At 40.4% G+C, this 16858-nt stretch carries 24 protein-coding genes and 2 rRNA genes; 17 read left to right on the plus strand and 9 right to left on the minus strand.

Going from position 1 to position 16858, the window contains the following annotated elements; genetic code table 11:
- Positions 1-98: ribosomal RNA gene (locus G563_RS0100005) — 23S ribosomal RNA — on the plus strand; the annotation flags it as partial.
- A gap of 81 nt (positions 99-179) precedes the next feature.
- Positions 180-291 (plus strand): 5S ribosomal RNA (rrf, locus tag G563_RS0100010).
- A 115-nt stretch (positions 292-406) separates the two neighbouring features.
- On the opposite strand, the gene G563_RS0100015 is transcribed toward rrf, so the two are convergent.
- From G563_RS0100015 to G563_RS33310, 9 genes are all read right to left on the minus strand, one after another.
- A complete protein-coding gene (locus G563_RS0100015; protein ID WP_013927448.1) occupies positions 407-628 on the minus strand; it encodes a DUF2795 domain-containing protein in 222 nt (73 codons plus the stop codon).
- A 140-nt stretch (positions 629-768) separates the two neighbouring features.
- Positions 769-1269, minus strand: a complete 501-nt coding sequence (locus tag G563_RS0100020) for an NADH-quinone oxidoreductase subunit C (RefSeq protein ID WP_037325712.1) — start codon at positions 1267-1269, stop codon at positions 769-771.
- Positions 1262-1780, minus strand: a complete 519-nt coding sequence (nuoB, locus tag G563_RS0100025) for an NADH-quinone oxidoreductase subunit NuoB (RefSeq protein WP_028663478.1) — start codon at positions 1778-1780, stop codon at positions 1262-1264. Before nuoB ends, G563_RS0100020 begins: the two co-directional genes overlap by 8 nt.
- Positions 1781-1783: 3 nt before the next feature.
- Positions 1784-2506, minus strand: coding sequence for a phosphatase (locus G563_RS33305; protein WP_229598418.1), 723 nt, complete (start codon positions 2504-2506; stop codon positions 1784-1786).
- A 90-nt stretch (positions 2507-2596) separates the two neighbouring features.
- Positions 2597-3799 carry a DUF1501 domain-containing protein gene (locus G563_RS0100035; protein ID WP_028663479.1) on the minus strand — a complete coding sequence of 401 codons (1203 nt, stop codon included), beginning with the start codon at positions 3797-3799 and terminating at the stop codon, positions 2597-2599.
- Positions 3800-3847: 48 nt separating this feature from the next.
- Complete coding sequence (locus G563_RS0100040; protein WP_028663480.1) at positions 3848-5284, minus strand: DUF1800 domain-containing protein; 1437 nt, start codon at positions 5282-5284, stop codon at positions 3848-3850.
- 120 nt (positions 5285-5404) lie between these two features.
- Positions 5405-7018 (minus strand): sodium/sugar symporter, encoded by a 1614-nt coding sequence (locus G563_RS0100045; protein ID WP_028663481.1) that lies wholly within the window; start codon positions 7016-7018, stop codon positions 5405-5407.
- 149 nt (positions 7019-7167) lie between these two features.
- Positions 7168-7995, minus strand: a complete 828-nt coding sequence (purU, locus tag G563_RS0100050) for a formyltetrahydrofolate deformylase (protein ID WP_262506101.1) — start codon at positions 7993-7995, stop codon at positions 7168-7170.
- A gap of 409 nt (positions 7996-8404) precedes the next feature.
- A complete protein-coding gene (locus G563_RS33310; RefSeq protein WP_037325713.1) occupies positions 8405-9253 on the minus strand; it encodes a hypothetical protein in 849 nt (282 codons plus the stop codon).
- Between the two features lie 453 nt (positions 9254-9706).
- Between G563_RS33310 and rplC the strand changes: the two genes are divergently transcribed.
- The 15 genes from rplC to rpsH all read left to right on the plus strand — a co-directional run bounded on the left by rplC (position 9707) and on the right by rpsH (position 16851).
- Positions 9707-10327, plus strand: a complete 621-nt coding sequence (gene rplC / locus G563_RS0100060) for a 50S ribosomal protein L3 (RefSeq protein WP_028663483.1) — start codon at positions 9707-9709, stop codon at positions 10325-10327.
- A 40-nt stretch (positions 10328-10367) separates the two neighbouring features.
- Complete coding sequence (gene rplD / locus G563_RS0100065; RefSeq protein WP_028663484.1) at positions 10368-10997, plus strand: 50S ribosomal protein L4; 630 nt, start codon at positions 10368-10370, stop codon at positions 10995-10997.
- 4 nt (positions 10998-11001) lie between these two features.
- Positions 11002-11292 (plus strand): 50S ribosomal protein L23, encoded by a 291-nt coding sequence (rplW, locus tag G563_RS0100070; RefSeq protein WP_028663485.1) that lies wholly within the window; start codon positions 11002-11004, stop codon positions 11290-11292.
- Positions 11293-11326: 34 nt separating this feature from the next.
- Entirely contained in the window at positions 11327-12151 is an 825-nt protein-coding gene (rplB, locus tag G563_RS0100075) for a 50S ribosomal protein L2 (protein WP_028663486.1), read from the plus strand.
- A 10-nt stretch (positions 12152-12161) separates the two neighbouring features.
- Entirely contained in the window at positions 12162-12440 is a 279-nt protein-coding gene (rpsS, locus tag G563_RS0100080) for a 30S ribosomal protein S19 (RefSeq protein ID WP_028663487.1), read from the plus strand.
- An 83-nt stretch (positions 12441-12523) separates the two neighbouring features.
- A complete protein-coding gene (gene rplV, locus G563_RS0100085) occupies positions 12524-12889 on the plus strand; it encodes a 50S ribosomal protein L22 (RefSeq protein ID WP_028663488.1) in 366 nt (121 codons plus the stop codon).
- Positions 12890-12903: 14 nt separating this feature from the next.
- The gene (gene rpsC, locus G563_RS0100090) at positions 12904-13713 is read left to right on the plus strand and encodes a 30S ribosomal protein S3 (protein WP_028663489.1); all 810 of its coding nucleotides are present in this window, start codon (positions 12904-12906) and stop codon (positions 13711-13713) included.
- A gap of 47 nt (positions 13714-13760) precedes the next feature.
- Entirely contained in the window at positions 13761-14192 is a 432-nt protein-coding gene (gene rplP / locus G563_RS0100095) for a 50S ribosomal protein L16 (RefSeq protein ID WP_028663490.1), read from the plus strand.
- A gap of 11 nt (positions 14193-14203) precedes the next feature.
- The gene (gene rpmC / locus G563_RS0100100) at positions 14204-14404 is read left to right on the plus strand and encodes a 50S ribosomal protein L29 (protein ID WP_028663491.1); all 201 of its coding nucleotides are present in this window, start codon (positions 14204-14206) and stop codon (positions 14402-14404) included.
- Positions 14405-14443: 39 nt separating this feature from the next.
- Positions 14444-14722, plus strand: coding sequence for a 30S ribosomal protein S17 (rpsQ, locus tag G563_RS0100105; protein WP_028663492.1), 279 nt, complete (start codon positions 14444-14446; stop codon positions 14720-14722).
- Positions 14723-14724: 2 nt separating this feature from the next.
- Positions 14725-15093, plus strand: a complete 369-nt coding sequence (gene rplN, locus G563_RS0100110) for a 50S ribosomal protein L14 (protein ID WP_028523592.1) — start codon at positions 14725-14727, stop codon at positions 15091-15093.
- Positions 15094-15099: 6 nt separating this feature from the next.
- Entirely contained in the window at positions 15100-15453 is a 354-nt protein-coding gene (rplX, locus tag G563_RS0100115) for a 50S ribosomal protein L24 (RefSeq protein ID WP_028663493.1), read from the plus strand.
- A gap of 74 nt (positions 15454-15527) precedes the next feature.
- The gene (gene rplE / locus G563_RS0100120) at positions 15528-16082 is read left to right on the plus strand and encodes a 50S ribosomal protein L5 (protein WP_028663494.1); all 555 of its coding nucleotides are present in this window, start codon (positions 15528-15530) and stop codon (positions 16080-16082) included.
- A 23-nt stretch (positions 16083-16105) separates the two neighbouring features.
- Positions 16106-16375 carry a 30S ribosomal protein S14 gene (rpsN, locus tag G563_RS0100125; RefSeq protein WP_028663495.1) on the plus strand — a complete coding sequence of 90 codons (270 nt, stop codon included), beginning with the start codon at positions 16106-16108 and terminating at the stop codon, positions 16373-16375.
- A gap of 77 nt (positions 16376-16452) precedes the next feature.
- Positions 16453-16851 carry a 30S ribosomal protein S8 gene (gene rpsH / locus G563_RS0100130; protein WP_037325715.1) on the plus strand — a complete coding sequence of 133 codons (399 nt, stop codon included), beginning with the start codon at positions 16453-16455 and terminating at the stop codon, positions 16849-16851.
- Positions 16852-16858 lie beyond the last annotated feature (7 nt).

Genomic DNA, 16858 nt, shown 5'->3' on the forward strand with positions numbered 1-16858 from the left:
ACATAAGGGACGTTATAGACGATGACGTTGATAGGCTGTAGGTGTAAAGATGGTGACATCAAAGCTGAGCAGTACTAATTGCCCAATATCTTCTTTATAAATATTTATTGTATCTTTCTTTCCAATGTCAATGACTTGAGCAATAGCCAAAGAAAATAGTGATTAGTCACGAAGGTCTTGATGGTGGTTACAGGGTGGGTGTTCACCTCTTCCCATTCCGAACAGAGAAGTTAAGCCCCGCTCCGCCGATGATACTGGGATAACACCCGGGAAAGTAGGTAGCCGCCACGATATTAATAACTAAAGCAGTTCCCCTGAAAGGAACTGCTTTTTTTTGCTACCAACAACAACCCACAAAAAATATCTAAATTATAAGAAAAAGGAAAAGCCCCAAAAAGGGGCTTTCTTAGTATTCGTCTTCGTTAAAGAAGAAATCATCTTTGGTCGGATAATCAGGCCAAATTTCTTCAATACTTTCATAGGGTTGACCATCATCTTCAAGCTCTTGTAAATTTTCAACAACTTCTAATGGCGCTCCCGTGCGAATAGCAAAATCAATTAATTCATCTTTGGTTGCTGGCCAAGGGGCATCCTCTAAATAAGAGGCTAGTTCGAGTGTCCAATACATACTTAATTTCTTTTATTAGTTTTAAAATAAGGTTTAAAAACCAAGAAAACTTGCCATTCCAACGATTTTCTTATCAAAAATGTTGCGAATGATAGCATTTTTTTTGATTATGTCAAGAAAAATTTTCAATTCACTGATTTTCAGAATTTTACCTTTATGCCATGATATAATTCTTCTTCTTGATAATCTTTCCGAAGTGGGTGGCCTACCCAATCATTAGGAAGCAAAATTCGACGCAAATCTGGATGTCCTTCAAAAACAACTCCTACTAAGTCAAAAGCTTCTCTTTCATGCCAATTAGCAGTTTGCCATATCTTACTTACACTAGGGAGAGTGGCTTTTTCAATTTCTCTAGATATTCTAACTTTAAGGATGCAGTTTCGTTGGTAGGGAATAGATGTTAGGTGATAGAGTACATCTATATTGCCTTTGTCGGGGCCATTATCAATGGCTGTAATAGATGCTAAATAATCAAAAAAAAGATCTTTACCATCCTTTAAAAATTGACATATCTCTAATAAGTGCGAGGAAGGTATTAGCAAAATAGGTTGGAGAGATTGAGGATTGATAATAGTGGCTGATTCTGTACCAAATTTTGCTTCTATCACTTGATGAATGTCTTCTACATTTATTTTATTCATTTTCCATTTCTATTAACAATTGTGGAGCAAGAGGGTGTTCTTGCCGGATTTTTTCCTGCAATTTAAGAAACCCTCCAATAAGACTTTCGGGGCGGGGTGGGCAGCCCGGAACATACACATCTACCGGAATGATACGATCCACGCCTTTTACTACGTGGTAGCCATGTTCCCAATAAGGTCCTCCGCAATTTGAACAACTACCCATCGAAATCACATAACGAGGTTCGGGCATTTGTTCATATAAACGGCGAATCCTATCGGCCATTTTGAAGGTTACGGTTCCTGCTACAATCATTACATCTGACTGACGAGGTGATGGCCTTGGAAAAATTCCGAAACGTTCTAAATCATAGTTTGACGCATAGGAAGCCATCATTTCAATGGCACAACAAGCAAGTCCAAAACCCATTGGCCACAATGATGAAAGACGCGACCAGTTGAGTAAATCTTCTACGCTTGTTAGAATAATTCCCCCATCTCCTGTTTTAAGCCTATTATCTTGAATATTCATAGATTAAAAATTTTGAGCTTCAAATGCTCCTTCAATCAAAGTAAAAAGGTTACTTTTTATGGATTGGCGTTGAGTTAAATATTGATTATAGTCAGGATAAAAAAGTTGCCTTTTGGCGATGGTTTCATCAAAAACACCTTTAATCCCTAATAATAGCTCGCAACCTTCGCGTACTGCAAAATTTCCGCCTTCTTGGGCTGTAATATAGTCTACAAGATTGTTTTCAACAACGTATTTTTGAAAAAGTGGGTTTCCTTGATGACGTATCATGATTCTAAGCCCGCATTTCTCCGCAATAGACAAGTCTAAAGCATCATCGAAAAAAAAAGCTATTTCGTCAAGAGTTAGGTTATAGCTAGCCATGAAGTGTTCCAAAGCCGCTATTTTATGCTTAATCCTATAATAACACCCATGAAAATGCTCTCGCTGTGTGAGTTGAAAAGAAAAAACATTACGTTCTCCTGAAATAATAGCTACATAAGGCATTTGACCATTTGTGGACAGCCACCATCCAAACCTCAGCAAATTGGTGCCCATAGAATCTACTTCACTAAAATTACTACTGCCATTTTCATTTTTGGTGGCATCATTGAACACCCCATCCCAATCAAATATAAAAGCTTTAATTTTTTTAGTTTTCTCAATAAACTCTTCTTTCGGAATAACCAGAGTAGCACCAAGGTCTGTAAATATATCAAATATAGAATCAGTAGATGTGAGCATCATTTTTTTAGTTGGGAAAACCAAATGTAGGTAAAAGTGTTGAAAGTACCCACACAACAAAAAAGCCTTTCATTACACTGAAAGGCTTTTTTGTTAGTATAACTTTAATGGTTTGAACTCACTCCCTAAGACTAGTTTGGAATCTGTTTTGAGCCAGTCGTCTAAAAGAGAGGCGTATATTTGCCTAAAATCTATTGAATACTTTAAATCTCCATTGTCTAAATCTGTCAAGTTAGGTGCCTCGTTTAATATGCTTCTCGTTCTCTTTGGCCCTCCAATCAAAAAAACATTATTGGCGGTGCCGTGGTCAGTACCATTACTAGCATTTTGTTTTACCCGTCGGCCAAACTCACTAAATGTCAATACCATCACATCATCAAGACGTTGGTTAGCTTTGAGATCATTGACAAAAATATCGACTGCCTCGGCGTATTGACGTAATAGCCGGTCTTGTTGGTCATTTTGGCGTATGTGCGTATCAAAACCAGACAAAGAAACGTAATAAACGCTTGTGCTAACGCCGGTTAAAATAAGTTCGGAAATAGTTTTTAAACTTTTCCCTAATTCGGTAGTGGGGTAAATGAAACGTGATTTCGAAATTTTTGATTTACTATGCACATACGCTGCAGAAGATACGGTACTAGCTAGGGTTTTATATAAATATTCAACGTTTTCGTGATGGGAGGCTGGAGTCGAATCAGCCACTAACTTCACAAAAGCATTTTGAGTTTGGGCGTATAGTTTTTCAGGATTTTGAAGAGACAAACCATTTACGTTTTTACCTTTTAGAGCAAGGCTTAGCGTGTCATCAATTTCCAAAGCTTGATGAGGAAGACACGATTTGCCACTACATTGAGCATCTAGGTAGCGACCCACCCAGCCTGTAGAAAGGTATTGGTCGGAGCTACTTCCAGTTTGCCAAATATCCATCGAACGAAAATGAGAGCGGTCTGGATTAGGATAACCTACATTGTTAATAATCGACACCAAGCCATTATCATACAAACCCCTAATTTTGTCTAAAGCTGGATTGAGACCGATTTCATCAGATAGGCGCAGCACACTTTCTTTTTTGATTGCAATGCTAGGGCGTTCTTGATAATAAATATCATTTTGATAGGGTACGACCGTATTTAAACCGTCATTTCCACCAGATAGCTGGATGATTACGAGGACTTTTTCATTAGAAGGAGTATAGTCCAAATGCTGTCTTTCGTAAGCTTTCAGAAATTGAGGAATGAGTAAAGACCCCGTAGTAACGAAAGCGGAGTTTTTTAAGAATTCACGACGTTTCATAATCAAATGGTTTGGTGGATGGTATACAGTTAAAAATAAACGACGAACTTAGCAGAGTTGGTATTCTGGTAAACTCATTAATGATACCACCCACTTTTGGATAATTTCGGTTTGATCGTTGCCTTTGATCTTTTCGCCTAGTTTATGGATGGTTTTATCATTTATAGGCACCTGTAACAAATAGGATGCCAATACTCTTCCAAGTTCATTTTCATTAACACCGAGGAAGGGTTTACATAACACCTCCCAATTGACAGACGCCACAAATTTGTTTTTTTGTTTGATAACTTCTTCGTTTGCGTCGCCACTATCTTTTACGTTGTAATCAATGCGTTCGTTGCGAAATAATACTCTTGGAAGTTGCATTCGTGCCAAAAGACTTGAGCTATCAATCCAAGATTTGCCGCCCGGCCATCCAGCCACGTTAGGAGGGTTGAAAAGTACTTGGCCTAATATTTTTTGAGTATATAAAATGGCACCTTTGTCTTCAAACTCCACGCCAAGGCTGCGCTGCATTCCTGCTAAAAGCTCTATTGGAGATTTGATTTGGGTTCCAATATTGGCAGAATCATAAAACCACTCAGAAGTGAAAACAAAACCCATTAGGTCCTTGATGTCGTATTGGGAATGGAAAAAGCGTTTGGCCATTGCTTTTACATGATTCTCATTGATGCGCTCGTTGACAAAATATCGATATATTTTTGTGCACACAAAATAGGCAGTTTGAGGGTTTGAGAGTAGCATTTCAATGACCTCTTCCCCTTTGAAATTACCTGATTTTCCAAAAATTGTTTTGACTCCTTCATCATGAAAAAACTTGCGAAATACAAACTCGCCGTCCCGATTAAAACCCCAGCCCGTAAAAGCACGTGCAGCTTCTTTAATATCCTTTTCGGAATAATGCCCTCTTCCTAGTGTAAAAAGCTCCATTACTTCCCTAGCAAAATTTTCGTTGGGACTTTTTTTGCGATTTTGCTGATTGTTGAGAAATTGAAGCATCGCTGCATCTTGAGAAACTGCCAGCAGTAAATCCCCGAATTTGCCTAATGCCTTGCTTCGTAAAGTATTGTTTTGTTGTTGAAGAAAAAGAGCGGATCTACTTTTACACGCAAAATGATTGTGCCAAAAGAAGGTCATTTTTTCGCGTAAGCCATTGGTTTCATGTCCCATCCGAAAAAACCAAGCATTATTGAGATTGCCAATGGTTTCTCGCCGTTCTTTTATGAGGGCTTTTAGCTGAGTGTTTCTATCAACATTTGCTGATGTACTATCATTCTTAAGTTCTCTTTTTCGATTTTTGTAATCAAAATCTCTTTCCAGCGGTACTTCCTGAAGAGGGGTGCTTGGATGATTCTCGTCTACTATGTCTTTCGCAATTTGGTAAATGCTTTTAGAGAAAGCCTTCTTGATTTCTTGAGGAGTAGCTCCAAATCCTGCTCTCCAAAAAAGATGCTGGATTTTACGTTGATGTTGGATAGCGCTCATGTGTTGATTACATTAAACGTGACTCCGATTAGAAAGATATAGCCATAAAAGGTTTAAAATATAAAAAAAATACCCCTGCTTTGGCAGGGGTAAATGAGTATTGACTGCAACAAAGTGTTACTACCAAAATACGGTATAAAGAATAGTTAATATCACAATCACTACCGCAGTACCTACCGCAAAAGAGCCTTTGATTTTAAACATAGAAGAGTCAATTGAGAGGCCTTTATGGCTTGGCTGCCACAACCCTAGTACAATCATCACGGCTACACAAATCAGAAACACGATACCCATACGATCTAAAAATGGTACAGTAGTCCAGTCTATACCGGGTAGCCAGTTGTTGTGCATTGAAAAGGCCAGCAAAAACCCGCCAACAATTGCAAAAAGGGCACCCGCCGAATTGGTTTTTTTCCAAAAGAAACCCAACAAAAATGCGGCAAAAACGCCAGGCGATACCAAGCCAGTCATTTCTTGAATAAATTGGAAACCACCTTTTTTATCGATACCCATGTAGGGTGAAATGATAATAGCCAATATCATTGCAACTACAATAGTGATCCGGCCTATCCAAACCAATTTTTTCTCATCAGCCTCAGGCCCGATGTATTTTTTGTAAATGTCTAATGTAAAAATAGTGGAGATACTATTGGCTTTTCCGGCAAGGGAGGCCACAATGGCCGCCGTTAAGGCTGCGAAAGAAAGACCTTTGAGGCCAACGGGAAGCAAATTGAGTAGTACAGGATAAGCGCGGTCTTGGTTGAGCTCTCCTCCTTCTAACATTTCTACTTGAAACAACCCTTTTTGATAAAGAGTGTAAGCCGCAATACCCGGTAAAACCACAATAATAGGCATTAGTAGTTTTAAGAATGCAGCAAAAAGGATACCCTCACGGGCAGTTTTGAGGTCGGCTCCCAAAGCTCGTTGGGTGATATATTGATTACATCCCCAATAATTGAGGTTTACAATCCACATTCCTCCAATCAATACCGTTAGGCCCGGTAAAGCCATATAATGAGGATGTCCTTCTTTAAAAATCATGTGAAAGTGATCCTCGGATTTTTCGAGCATAGTACTAAAAGCCGCAGAGATACCCGACACACCAAACTCATTCGATACCAAATCCAGAGCTAAATAAGTAGTAGCCAGACCTCCCAAAATCAGAAAGAATACTTGAATCACATCGGTATACCCAATCACCTTCATGCCCCCAACTGTAATGAATATGGCAAAAATAGCCAACCCCCACATACAGACCGTAAAATCAATGCCCGAAATAGTGGATACCGCCAATGCCCCTAAAAATAGGATAGAAGTAAGGTTGACAAGCACGTACAAAAACAGCCAGAAAATAGCCATAATAAGGCTAACAGTGGTATTGTAACGTTGATTGAGGAATTGAGGCATGGTAAAAATGCGATTTTTTAAATAGATGGGCATAAAAAATATCCCTACTACCAAGAGAGTCGCTGCTGCCATCCACTCATAGGTAGCAATTGCCAATCCCATCGAAAAACCATTGCCCGACATCCCAATAAATTGTTCAGCCGAGATATTTGAAGCAATGAGCGATGCCCCAATCGCCCACCAAGTAAGCGAGCCTTCTGCCAAAAAAAAGTCGGTAGTACTAGCTTCTTGGGATTTTTTGCGCTGATAAATCCAATAGCCATAGCCAGCCACAACGATAAAATAAAAAAGGAAAACTAAATAGTCGAGGGTTTGTAGTTTTTGCATAGTGCAAGCAATAGGTTAGTGAAGGGGGTTAAAAATGACACGCAAGATACTGAAACCTAGATAATATTTTAGCGCTATTAGACTTTATGTTGATTTTGTTGTAATAAAGACGGGATTAGAAAGCTGACTTTTGGAGATAGAGAAAGCGTCTAAAGAATAATCGTTCGGTTGCCATGGATAAATACTCGATCATTGAACACCAATTTTAGTGCTTTTGACAATACAAGTTTTTCAGTGTCTTTGCCCAACGTGGCCATATCAACTGCCGTAAAACGATGATCAACTTCTTTTACATCTTGAGCTATAATAGGCCCTTCGTCCAAATTATCGTTTACAAAATGAGCCGTTGCTCCGATAATCTTTACACCTCTTTCGTAGGCTTGCCGGTAAGGAGCTGCTCCCATAAAAGCCGGTAAGAAAGAATGATGGATGTTGACAATTTGATTGGGGTACTGTTGTACAAACGTAGGGCTAAGCACCCTCATGTATTTAGCTAAAACAAGGTACTCTGGCTTATATATATCAAGAGTCCGTAGGATAGCTTCTTCGTGTTCGGGTCGAGTCCGAAATTCGTGGGATATAAAATGAAAGGGAATCCCAAACTTACTTACCAAACTTTGAAGATGATTATAATTACTAATCACGGCGGATATAGTAGCGTCTAATTCGTCAAAAGCGTATCTAATAAGCAATTCGCCCAAGCAGTGATGTTCTTTCGTAACCAAAATGACGATTTCCTTTTTTTTCTTAGGGTTCAGACGAAAGTTTAATCCGTCAGGTAGAAAGCTCAAAAGGTCTTTCATTATTTTTTGAGGGTCCCCTTCTCCTTCAAACTCCGTACGCATAAAAAATTGCCCTGAAGGGCTCACATATTCATCCTGACTAATGATGTTTTGATTGTGATTGTATAAAATATGGGTGACACCATAAATGAGGCCTTTGTGGTCGGGGCCATCCATCAAAAGAATATGCTTCATAAAGAATTTTGATAGTGATTAAAATATAAAAAGCAGAATTTAAATATAGCCTAACTATTGTGAAATCATTCCATCAAAAAACTGATTTGGATTCTTTGAGACCATAATGAAGCACTGATCAACAATTCTTGAAGGGCGTTATCCTTAGTTGTAGTGAGAACCAATGGGGCTCTTATTAGATATATCGCTGATAATCCTGTGTATTATGCTAAATACAAGGACAATAATAAAAGTCTTTGACCTGATAAAATGAATGAGCTTTTTGAGAAATACACCACGTTGATTACTGCATTTGCCAATGGAACCAGTTTACCTTTATCCTACCATAGGTAATATGATAGCATTGCCTACGTTAAAGCAACAGGTTGTGGGCAGAAATTAGGAGGGCAACAGTTTTCTAAAAAAGTAACTAGTAATAACATTTTAGTTTGCGACGTTCTGCACGTCTCATTGGACTACCGATGAGATATTCGGCTCGTAGTGATAAAAATCCGTATGAATCTTTGATTTTAGGATTACCTCTTTGATTACCAGGTTCGTTGCGTGGAGAATAACCAGTAGGAAGATTCGTAAGTTCGGATCTTCTGTCAGACAATGCCAAGGCAAGTTCCGACATTCCAGTAGGGTCTGGATAATTGGTACTGACATCATCTAAATAATCTGAATTAGCAAAGTTGTCGCTCAACTCCACTGCGAAACCCAGGCGGTCATTGTATTTGAATGAAACGCCAATTCCTACAAGCGCAATTCCTACAAGCCGCTTATAAGTTACACCTTCTGTTTGGAGAGGGCGTAAGCTATACCATTTTCCTTGATAATAAGCTTTGGGATTGATAAACGTTATACCTATACCCCCAAATAGATATGGCTTCACAAAGCGTTCTGTATGAAATCCAAACAAATCAGCTTGCAGACCTACATAGGCAGCAGGATTAGTGGAACGAAAAGAAAGATTGTTGTACCACACAGGGCCGCCTTCTTGTTTAGCCGAAAGTCTATATAGATTTACTTCCCCTCTAGCCGAAAAGTGCTCAGATAACCTATACAATAAAGCCACCGCTAAATGTGGCTCAATGAATCTCAAATCGGTTTTGGCTCTCATATCTCCTAAGTAATAAGACAACCCTCCGCCGAAACTAAGCTTCATGCTTCCAAAAGCAGGAGCGTTGCGATAGAGTCGGCTGGATCTACTCGTCTGAGCTATAAGTACTTGTCCAAAAAAAATAAGAAATAAGAATACGAACCAACGAACTTTCATGTTATGACTGCTTTATTAACCTCACCTCGTACATTTATTACATAACGAAAATTGTGGCGATGCTAATACACCAAATTGTGCGATAATATATATTGTATGAAAGGGCTTATTGTGACAAAAGTAAAAGGATAAAATTATTTTATAAAATTTCTTGCAAAATGCTTGCTTTTGCAGCTTGAATTTCAGACCTTTGCAAGCCTTTTCAGAAAGACGCCTTTTAGTTTCAAAATAAAATATAGGTTGGGTGAAGGTCCGAAAGGAAACCGCATCTGAATTCACTGAAGATAAGCCCTCTTAAATAAGAGTATTATCTTTAAGATAGAAGTCAGATGTATTCGCATCTGACTTTTTTTTTGAAATCAAATAAAACGTACTTGGATTGTTAAAATAAATTCACGACCTTTGCAGTCCATTTTGTAAAATAAATTTTATAACCTGCTGTAAATCAAAAAGATGTCTGGTTTAATAGGAAAAAAAATCGGGATGACAAGCGTGTACACTGCGGACGGGCAGGCTCTGGCGTGTACTGTAATTGAGGCTGGTCCTTGTGTCGTTACGCAAGTTAAAACCGATGAAACCGATGGATACTCAGCTATCCAGCTCGGTTTTGCAGAAAAAAAAGAAAAACACACGACCCAGCCGCTCGCGGGTCACTTCAAGAAAGCTGGGACAACACCCAAGCGTAAATTGGTTGAGTTTAAAGAATTTACTCAAGACCTTTCGCTCGGACAAACGTTGACTCTCTCAGAGGTATTTGTTGAAGGTGATTTTGTTGATGTTGTAGGTACTGCTAAGGGGCGTGGTTTCCAAGGGGTAGTTAAGCGTCATGGTTTTGGAGGTGTAGGTGGCCAAACGCACGGTCAGCACAACCGCCAACGTCACCCAGGTTCGATTGGAGCTTGCTCATTCCCTTCTCGTGTATTTAAAGGGCTTCGTATGGCAGGTCGAATGGGTAACAATCGCGTTAAGGTTCAGAACCTTAAAGTGTTGAAAGTCATTCCTGAGCAGAATCTCGTCGTTATTAGTGGTTCGGTGCCGGGTGCGAAGAATTCTTTTGTAATCATCGAGAAGTAATTAATAGCTACGGTGAACTGTTCAATCCGATATTAAGACAATGGAACTTTCAGTATTAGATATAAAAGGAAAAGATACGGGCAAAAAAGTAGCCCTTGCCGATGAAGTTTTCGGCATTGAGCCAAATGAGCACGTTGTGTATTTGGACGTTAAGCAGTATTTGGCTAACCAACGTCAGGGTACACACAAATCAAAAGAGCGCGGAGAAGTTTCGTACTCAACAAAGAAAATCAAGCGCCAAAAAGGAACTGGAGGCGCGCGTGCTGGTTCAATCAAGTCGCCAGTGTTTGTAGGTGGTGGTCGTGTATTTGGTCCAAGACCTCGCGATTATAGCTTCAAACTAAACAAGAAAGTGAAGGTACTGGCGCGTAAGTCTGTACTTTCTGCAAAAGCAAAAGCAAATGGTATTTCTGTGATTGAGGACTTTACTTTTGAAGCACCCAAAACAAAACAATACTTAGCGCTCTTGTCTGCTTTCTCGCTTTCAAATAAGAAGACCCTTCTTATTTTGCCTGCTAATGACAAAAACGTGTATTTGTCAGGACGTAATATCCCAAAGGTAAATATCACCACTGCAGATGAAGTAAATACTTATGATCTCATCAATGCTGAGGTGCTGTTGATAAGTGAAACGGCTGTGTCGAAGTTAGAAAATCTTTTGAACAAGTAAGACAATGAGTGTACTCAAGAGACCCATATTGACCGAAAAAGCTACTACACTCAGTAATTTGGGTAAGTATGTATTTGAAGTGTCAAAAACTGCCAATAAAATAGAAATTGCTAAAGCCATCGAGAAAATGTATGGTGTAAACGTAGCAAGCGTAGATACAATGCGCGTTATTGGTCGTAAAAAAACTAGAATGTCACGTGGTAAAGCAATTAGTGGTATTACTTCAACGTACAAAAAAGCCATAGTGACTCTAAAAGAAGGCGAAGTGATTGATATCTACGCCGAAATTGTTTAATAATCGTTGAAGTAGCAAATAACAGAACAAAACAATGGGAGTCATTAAGCTCAAACCAACAACACCCGGTCAACGCTTTCGTACGGCTCCGTCGTTTGACGAGATAACAACCGACAAGCCCGAGAAAAGTCTGTTGGCCCCCATCAAAAAAACTGGTGGACGCAATAGCCAAGGTCGTCGTACAGCTCGTTACATTGGCGGTGGCCATAAGCGCATGTACCGTATCATTGATTTTAAGCGTAACAAAACTGATATCCCTGCTACGGTATTATCAGTAGAGTACGATCCTAACCGTTCTGCACGTATTGCTCTATTGCAATATGAAGACGGTGAAAAACGCTACATCATTGCTCCACAAGGCATCGTAGTAGGTCAGACCGTGGTTTCTGGCTCAAGTGTAGCACCAGAAGTAGGCAACGCGCTTCCTTTAAGCTCAATGCCAATCGGTACCATTGTTCATAATGTTGAACTACATCCTGGTAAAGGAGGACAATTGGTACGTAGTGCTGGTACTTACGCTCAATTAGTTGCACGGGATGGTAAGTATGCAGTATTGCGTATGCCCTCAAGTGAGATGCGCATGATTTTATCAGTTTGCATCGCTACTGTAGGTTCAGTATCTAACGCTGACCATATGAACGTAAGCTTAGGTAAAGCTGGTCGTAAGCGTTGGTTAGGTATTCGTCCTCGCGTTCGTGGGGTTGCAATGAACCCAATCGACCACCCTATGGGTGGTGGTGAAGGCCGTGCCTCAGGAGGTCACCCACGCTCACGTACAGGTTTGTACGCAAAGGGTAAAAAGACCCGTACTCCTAAAAAGTATTCAAACCGTTTGATCATTAGCAAACGTAAAAAATAATCGAAGATAAATGGGACGTTCGATAAAAAAAGGGCCATACATTGATTTTCGCCTTCAGAGCAAAATCGACACCATGAATGGTTCTGGCAAAAAATCAGTTATTAAAACTTGGTCAAGACGCAGTACAATCTCTCCAGATTTTATTGGTCATACTTTTGCGGTACACAATGGGAATAAATTCATTCCTGTGTACGTAACCGAAAACATGGTAGGGCATAAGCTAGGTGAATTTTCACCTACTCGTAACTTCCGCGGACACATTGCAAAAAAAGACAAAGGAAAGAGATAAGTTATTAGTTAATGGTTAGCCATTGTTTGGTTTTATTCCACATAACTATTAACAGATAACAATTAATGTTTTTCTGAAAGAAAATGGAAGCAAGAGCTATATTAAGAAACGTACCCACTTCACCTCGCAAAATGCGCCTTGTGGCTGACATGATTAGAGGTCAGAAAGTGAGCCGTGCGCTAGCAATTTTGCAGTATCAGCCACAGGCTGCTGCTCCGGTTTTGAAAAAAGTGTTGATGTCGGCAGTAGCCAATTGGCAACAACTCAACGAAGGCGCTAAACTTGAGGATGCTGATTTGGTCGTTAAAACGATATTTGTGGACGGTGGCGCCATGCTAAAGCGCCTACGCCCAGCTCCACAAGGGCGTGCTTATCGCGTTCGCAAACGTTCAAATCATATCACTATCGTGGTAGATGATGCTGCACAATTAATCCAACAAGAAGCCTAAAATTTCAATAACGAATGGGACAGAAAGTTAACCCTGTAGGTCTGCGACTCGGTATCGTCCGTGGTTGGGAATCAAGCTGGTACGGTGGACGTGAGTTTGCTGACAAGCTGATTGAAGATGAGCAGATTCGCAAATATATTTCCGCTCGTATTCCAAAAGGCGCTATTTCAAAAGTAGTAATTGAACGTACTTTGAAACGCATCACTTTGACGATTCACACTGCCCGTCCAGGGATTGTAATCGGAAAGGGTGGAAACGAGGTTGATAAAATCAAAGAAGAACTCAAGAAGATTACGGGTAAAGATATCCAAATCAACATCTACGAAATTAAGCGTCCAGAAATAGATGCTAAATTGGTAGGAGAGTCAATCGCTCAACAATTAGAAAACCGTATCTCTTACCGTCGTGCGATGAAACAAGCGATTTCGTCGGCAATGAGAGTGGGTGCTCAAGGAATTAAAGTACGTATTTCTGGCCGTCTTGGTGGTGCAGAAATGGCTCGTACAGAAGAATACAAAGAAGGCCGAGTGCCTCTTCATACCTTACGTGCTGATATCGACTATGCTATTTCTGAAGCATTGACAGTATACGGTAAAATCGGTATCAAGGTTTGGGTATTCAAAGGTGAAATCTTTGGGAAGCGTGATTTGTCTCCTGTGAGCGGTGGCGCTGCCTCAGCAGAACGTAGTGGAGGCAACGAACGTGGAGGAGAAAGAGGCGATCGTCGTCGTGGTGGTGGTGACCGTGAAGGTGGCGACCGTCGTAGAGGAGGTGATCGTGACGGTGGAAAAAACCGTAACAATAATCGCAATAAGAAAAAGTAATTATCGAAAGCAAAGAGCTTAAAAGGCTCTACTAATACTGCTGAACCATGTTACAACCGAAAAGAACCAAGTTCCGCAAACAACAAAAAAGCAAAGGGTCTGAACAAGGTATGGCCACTCGTGGCCACCAGATCGCTTTCGGTACGTTTGCCATTAAAGCGCTCGAACCGGGCTGGATTACAGCTCGCCAGATTGAGGCAGCTCGTATTTCCGTTACTCGTGCAATGAAACGTGAAGGTCAGGTATGGATTCGTATCTTCCCAGATAAACCAATTACCAAAAAACCTCTTGAGGTTCGTATGGGTAAAGGAAAAGGTGCTCCTGAATATTGGGTAGCCCCTGTTAAAGCAGGAACCATTTTGTTTGAAGCTACTGGAGTTTCACTTGAATTAGCAAGCGAAGCCCTTCGATTAGCGGCACAAAAATTACCTGTGAAGACTAAATTCGTAGTTCGTCGCGATCATCAAGAAGCAGAATAAGCATTAGTCAAATGAAAAATAGTGAAATAAAAGCGCTAAGTGTAGAGCAATTGCAACAAACCCTTGTGGAAGAGCAAGATCGCCTACTTAAGTTGAAGTTTGCTCACGCCGTATCTCCTATTGAAAATCCGATGCGTATTCGTAATACGCGCCGTCTGATTGCTAGGTTGAAGACGGAGTTGTCGGCTAAAAACAAGGCCGTAAGCGCGTAATAATGGTCAGGAGACCCCAATTGTAAAATAACCGACACAATGGAGGCAGCAGCACAAACAACCGTAGAAAGAAATTTACGCAAAGTCAGAATAGGCCGCGTCGTAAGCAACAAGATGGAAAAATCTTGCGTTGTTGCGGTCGAGCGTAAAGTTAAGCACCCCAAATATGGTAAGTTTATGAAAAAAACGACCAAGTTGATGGTGCATGACGAAAATAATGAGTGTGGCATTGGCGATACAATTCGCGTCATGGAAACTCGCCCACTTAGCAAGAATAAGCGTTGGAGATTAGTCGAAATCATTGAAAAAGCGAAATAACAATGGTACAGCAAGAATCAAGACTGTCTGTCGCTGATAATAGTGGAGCAAAAGAAGTACTCGTAATCCGTGTATTGGGTGGTACTGGCAAGCGCTACGCTTCTATTGGCGATAAAGTAGTAGTGACAGTTAAACAGGCAATTCCCTCGGGCAACATTAAGAAAGGTACTGTTTCTAAGGCCGTTGTTGTTCGTACCAAAAAGGAAATCCGTCGTAAAGATGGCTCTTATATTCGATTTGAGGACAATGCCGTAGTATTACTCAACAACCAAGACGAGCCACGTGGTACTCGTATCTTTGGCCCTGTTGCTCGCGAATTGCGTGAGAAAAACTTTATGAAAATTGTTTCATTGGCACCTGAAGTATTATAAGAAGCAATGGAAAGAAAATACAACAAACAACCCAAGCTGCACATCCGTACCGGCGATACGGTAAAGGTAATTGCAGGTAACTCAAAGGGTCAGACAGGCAAAGTCACGAGAGTGTTGGTAGAAAAACAACGTGCTATCGTAGAAGGTGTAAACTTGATAACAAAGCACATAAAGCCTACTGCCGCTAATCCTCAAGGTGAGCTTAAAAAAACGGAAGGTTCGATTCATATCAGTAATTTGATGTTGGTTGATCCTGCTACTGGGCAGCCTACACGTATTGGCCGTAAGCTCAACGACAAAGGAAAGCTACAACGCTATTCGAAAGAGACTGGTCAGTTTATTCCAGACTCTTCTAAATAGTTGGCATATTAAAAGTAGCCTAAAGTAAGAAACACAATCTATAAAGTGGGTCGGAAATCCACTAAATCAAAAAAATGGCAACTCCGAGATTAAAAGAAAAATATTCGAACGATATCGTCAAGCAATTGAACGAGAAGTTTCAATACAAATCGGTAATGCAAGTGCCTCGTTTGTCGAAAATTGTAATCAACAAAGGAATTGGTGCTGCTGTAGCTGATAAGAAATTGATAGATGCTGGTTTAGAAGAAATTACCATCATTGCTGGGCAGAAAGCTGTTCCTACAATTTCTAAAAAAGCGATTTCAAACTTTAAACTTCGCGAAAAAATGCCAATCGGTGTTAAAGTTACTCTTCGCGGAGATCGTATGTACGAGTTTTTAGATCGTTTGAATTCTATCGCTTTGCCACGTGTTCGTGACTTCCAAGGAATCAGCGATAAAGGCTTTGACGGACGTGGTAACTACACTTTTGGTGTTAAAGAGCAAATTATCTTCCCTGAAATTCAGATTGACAAAGTAAACAAGATTTCAGGTATGGATATTACGTTTGTAACAACCGCAAAAACTGACGAAGAGAGCTATGAGCTTCTAAAAGCCCTTGGCATGCCCTTCGTAAAAGGTAAGAAATAAAAATCCTTTTCATAAATAAGGAAATGGCTAAAGAATCCGTAAAAGCAAGAGAATTGAAAAGACAGAAGTTGGTTGCAAGATATGCCGCCAAACGTGCTGCACTCAAAGAAGCTGGAGACTACGAAGGCTTGGACAAATTGCCCCGCAACTCATCAGCGGTACGTTTGCACAACCGTTGCCGTCTTACAGGGCGTCCTAGAGGGTATATGCGTAAATTTGGGATTTGTCGCGTAGTTTTTCGTGAAATGGCATCCCAAGGGAAAATTCCCGGCGTAACCAAATCAAGTTGGTAAACCTCTTTTGTTTTTAAAAATCAATTCCGTAACTTTGCAGCCCTTTTGCGGAAGGGTAGCAACAAATCAGTAGAGAAATGATAACCGATCCCATAGCAGATTATCTGACGAGAATCAGAAACGCCATAAGGGCGAAGCACCGGGTTGTGGAAATACCTGCTTCTAACATTAAGAAGGAGATAACGAAAGTACTCTACGACAAAGGCTTTATCCAAAACTATAAGTTTGAGGATAACGGCCCTCAGGGTACAATCAAGATTGCTTTGAAGTACAACCCCGTAACAAAGCAGTCGGCCATTGTTGATTTGCAACGTGTAAGTAAACCAGGTTTGCGTAAATATTCGGGTGCTACCGAATTGCCTCGCGTACTCAACGGCTTAGGTGTTGCAATCGTATCTACCTCGAAAGGGGTAATGACTGACAAAGAAGCTCGCGTCTTGAACGTGGGTGGAGAAGTATTGTGTTACGTTTACTGATAAAAAC

Origin of the sequence: Runella zeae DSM 19591 (assembly GCF_000423565.1) — a bacterium.
Taxonomy (GTDB): domain Bacteria; phylum Bacteroidota; class Bacteroidia; order Cytophagales; family Spirosomataceae; genus Runella; species Runella zeae.

What these genes read in the sequence shown, in the direction of transcription:
- rplB (WP_028663486.1), top strand. Translation starts at nt 11,327, where the DNA reads ATGGGAGTCATTAAGCTCAAACCAACAACACCCGGTCAACGCTTTCGT.
- rplP (WP_028663490.1), top strand. Translation starts at nt 13,761, where the DNA reads ATGTTACAACCGAAAAGAACCAAGTTCCGCAAACAACAAAAAAGCAAA.
- rplC (WP_028663483.1), top strand. Translation starts at nt 9,707, where the DNA reads ATGTCTGGTTTAATAGGAAAAAAAATCGGGATGACAAGCGTGTACACT.
- rpmC (WP_028663491.1), top strand. Translation starts at nt 14,204, where the DNA reads ATGAAAAATAGTGAAATAAAAGCGCTAAGTGTAGAGCAATTGCAACAA.
- G563_RS33310 (WP_037325713.1), bottom strand. Translation starts at nt 9,253, where the DNA reads ATGAAAGTTCGTTGGTTCGTATTCTTATTTCTTATTTTTTTTGGACAA.
- rpsN (WP_028663495.1), top strand. Translation starts at nt 16,106, where the DNA reads ATGGCTAAAGAATCCGTAAAAGCAAGAGAATTGAAAAGACAGAAGTTG.
- purU (WP_262506101.1), bottom strand. Translation starts at nt 7,995, where the DNA reads ATGAAGCATATTCTTTTGATGGATGGCCCCGACCACAAAGGCCTCATT.
- rplV (WP_028663488.1), top strand. Translation starts at nt 12,524, where the DNA reads ATGGAAGCAAGAGCTATATTAAGAAACGTACCCACTTCACCTCGCAAA.
- G563_RS0100035 (WP_028663479.1), bottom strand. Translation starts at nt 3,799, where the DNA reads ATGAAACGTCGTGAATTCTTAAAAAACTCCGCTTTCGTTACTACGGGG.
- rpsS (WP_028663487.1), top strand. Translation starts at nt 12,162, where the DNA reads ATGGGACGTTCGATAAAAAAAGGGCCATACATTGATTTTCGCCTTCAG.
- rplW (WP_028663485.1), top strand. Translation starts at nt 11,002, where the DNA reads ATGAGTGTACTCAAGAGACCCATATTGACCGAAAAAGCTACTACACTC.
- G563_RS0100045 (WP_028663481.1), bottom strand. Translation starts at nt 7,018, where the DNA reads ATGCAAAAACTACAAACCCTCGACTATTTAGTTTTCCTTTTTTATTTT.
- G563_RS0100020 (WP_037325712.1), bottom strand. Translation starts at nt 1,269, where the DNA reads ATGAATAAAATAAATGTAGAAGACATTCATCAAGTGATAGAAGCAAAA.
- rpsQ (WP_028663492.1), top strand. Translation starts at nt 14,444, where the DNA reads ATGGAGGCAGCAGCACAAACAACCGTAGAAAGAAATTTACGCAAAGTC.
- rplN (WP_028523592.1), top strand. Translation starts at nt 14,725, where the DNA reads ATGGTACAGCAAGAATCAAGACTGTCTGTCGCTGATAATAGTGGAGCA.
- rplX (WP_028663493.1), top strand. Translation starts at nt 15,100, where the DNA reads ATGGAAAGAAAATACAACAAACAACCCAAGCTGCACATCCGTACCGGC.
- rpsH (WP_037325715.1), top strand. Translation starts at nt 16,453, where the DNA reads ATGATAACCGATCCCATAGCAGATTATCTGACGAGAATCAGAAACGCC.
- G563_RS0100015 (WP_013927448.1), bottom strand. Translation starts at nt 628, where the DNA reads ATGTATTGGACACTCGAACTAGCCTCTTATTTAGAGGATGCCCCTTGG.
- rplE (WP_028663494.1), top strand. Translation starts at nt 15,528, where the DNA reads ATGGCAACTCCGAGATTAAAAGAAAAATATTCGAACGATATCGTCAAG.
- G563_RS0100040 (WP_028663480.1), bottom strand. Translation starts at nt 5,284, where the DNA reads ATGAGCGCTATCCAACATCAACGTAAAATCCAGCATCTTTTTTGGAGA.
- rplD (WP_028663484.1), top strand. Translation starts at nt 10,368, where the DNA reads ATGGAACTTTCAGTATTAGATATAAAAGGAAAAGATACGGGCAAAAAA.
- G563_RS33305 (WP_229598418.1), bottom strand. Translation starts at nt 2,506, where the DNA reads ATGATGCTCACATCTACTGATTCTATATTTGATATATTTACAGACCTT.
- nuoB (WP_028663478.1), bottom strand. Translation starts at nt 1,780, where the DNA reads ATGAATATTCAAGATAATAGGCTTAAAACAGGAGATGGGGGAATTATT.
- rpsC (WP_028663489.1), top strand. Translation starts at nt 12,904, where the DNA reads ATGGGACAGAAAGTTAACCCTGTAGGTCTGCGACTCGGTATCGTCCGT.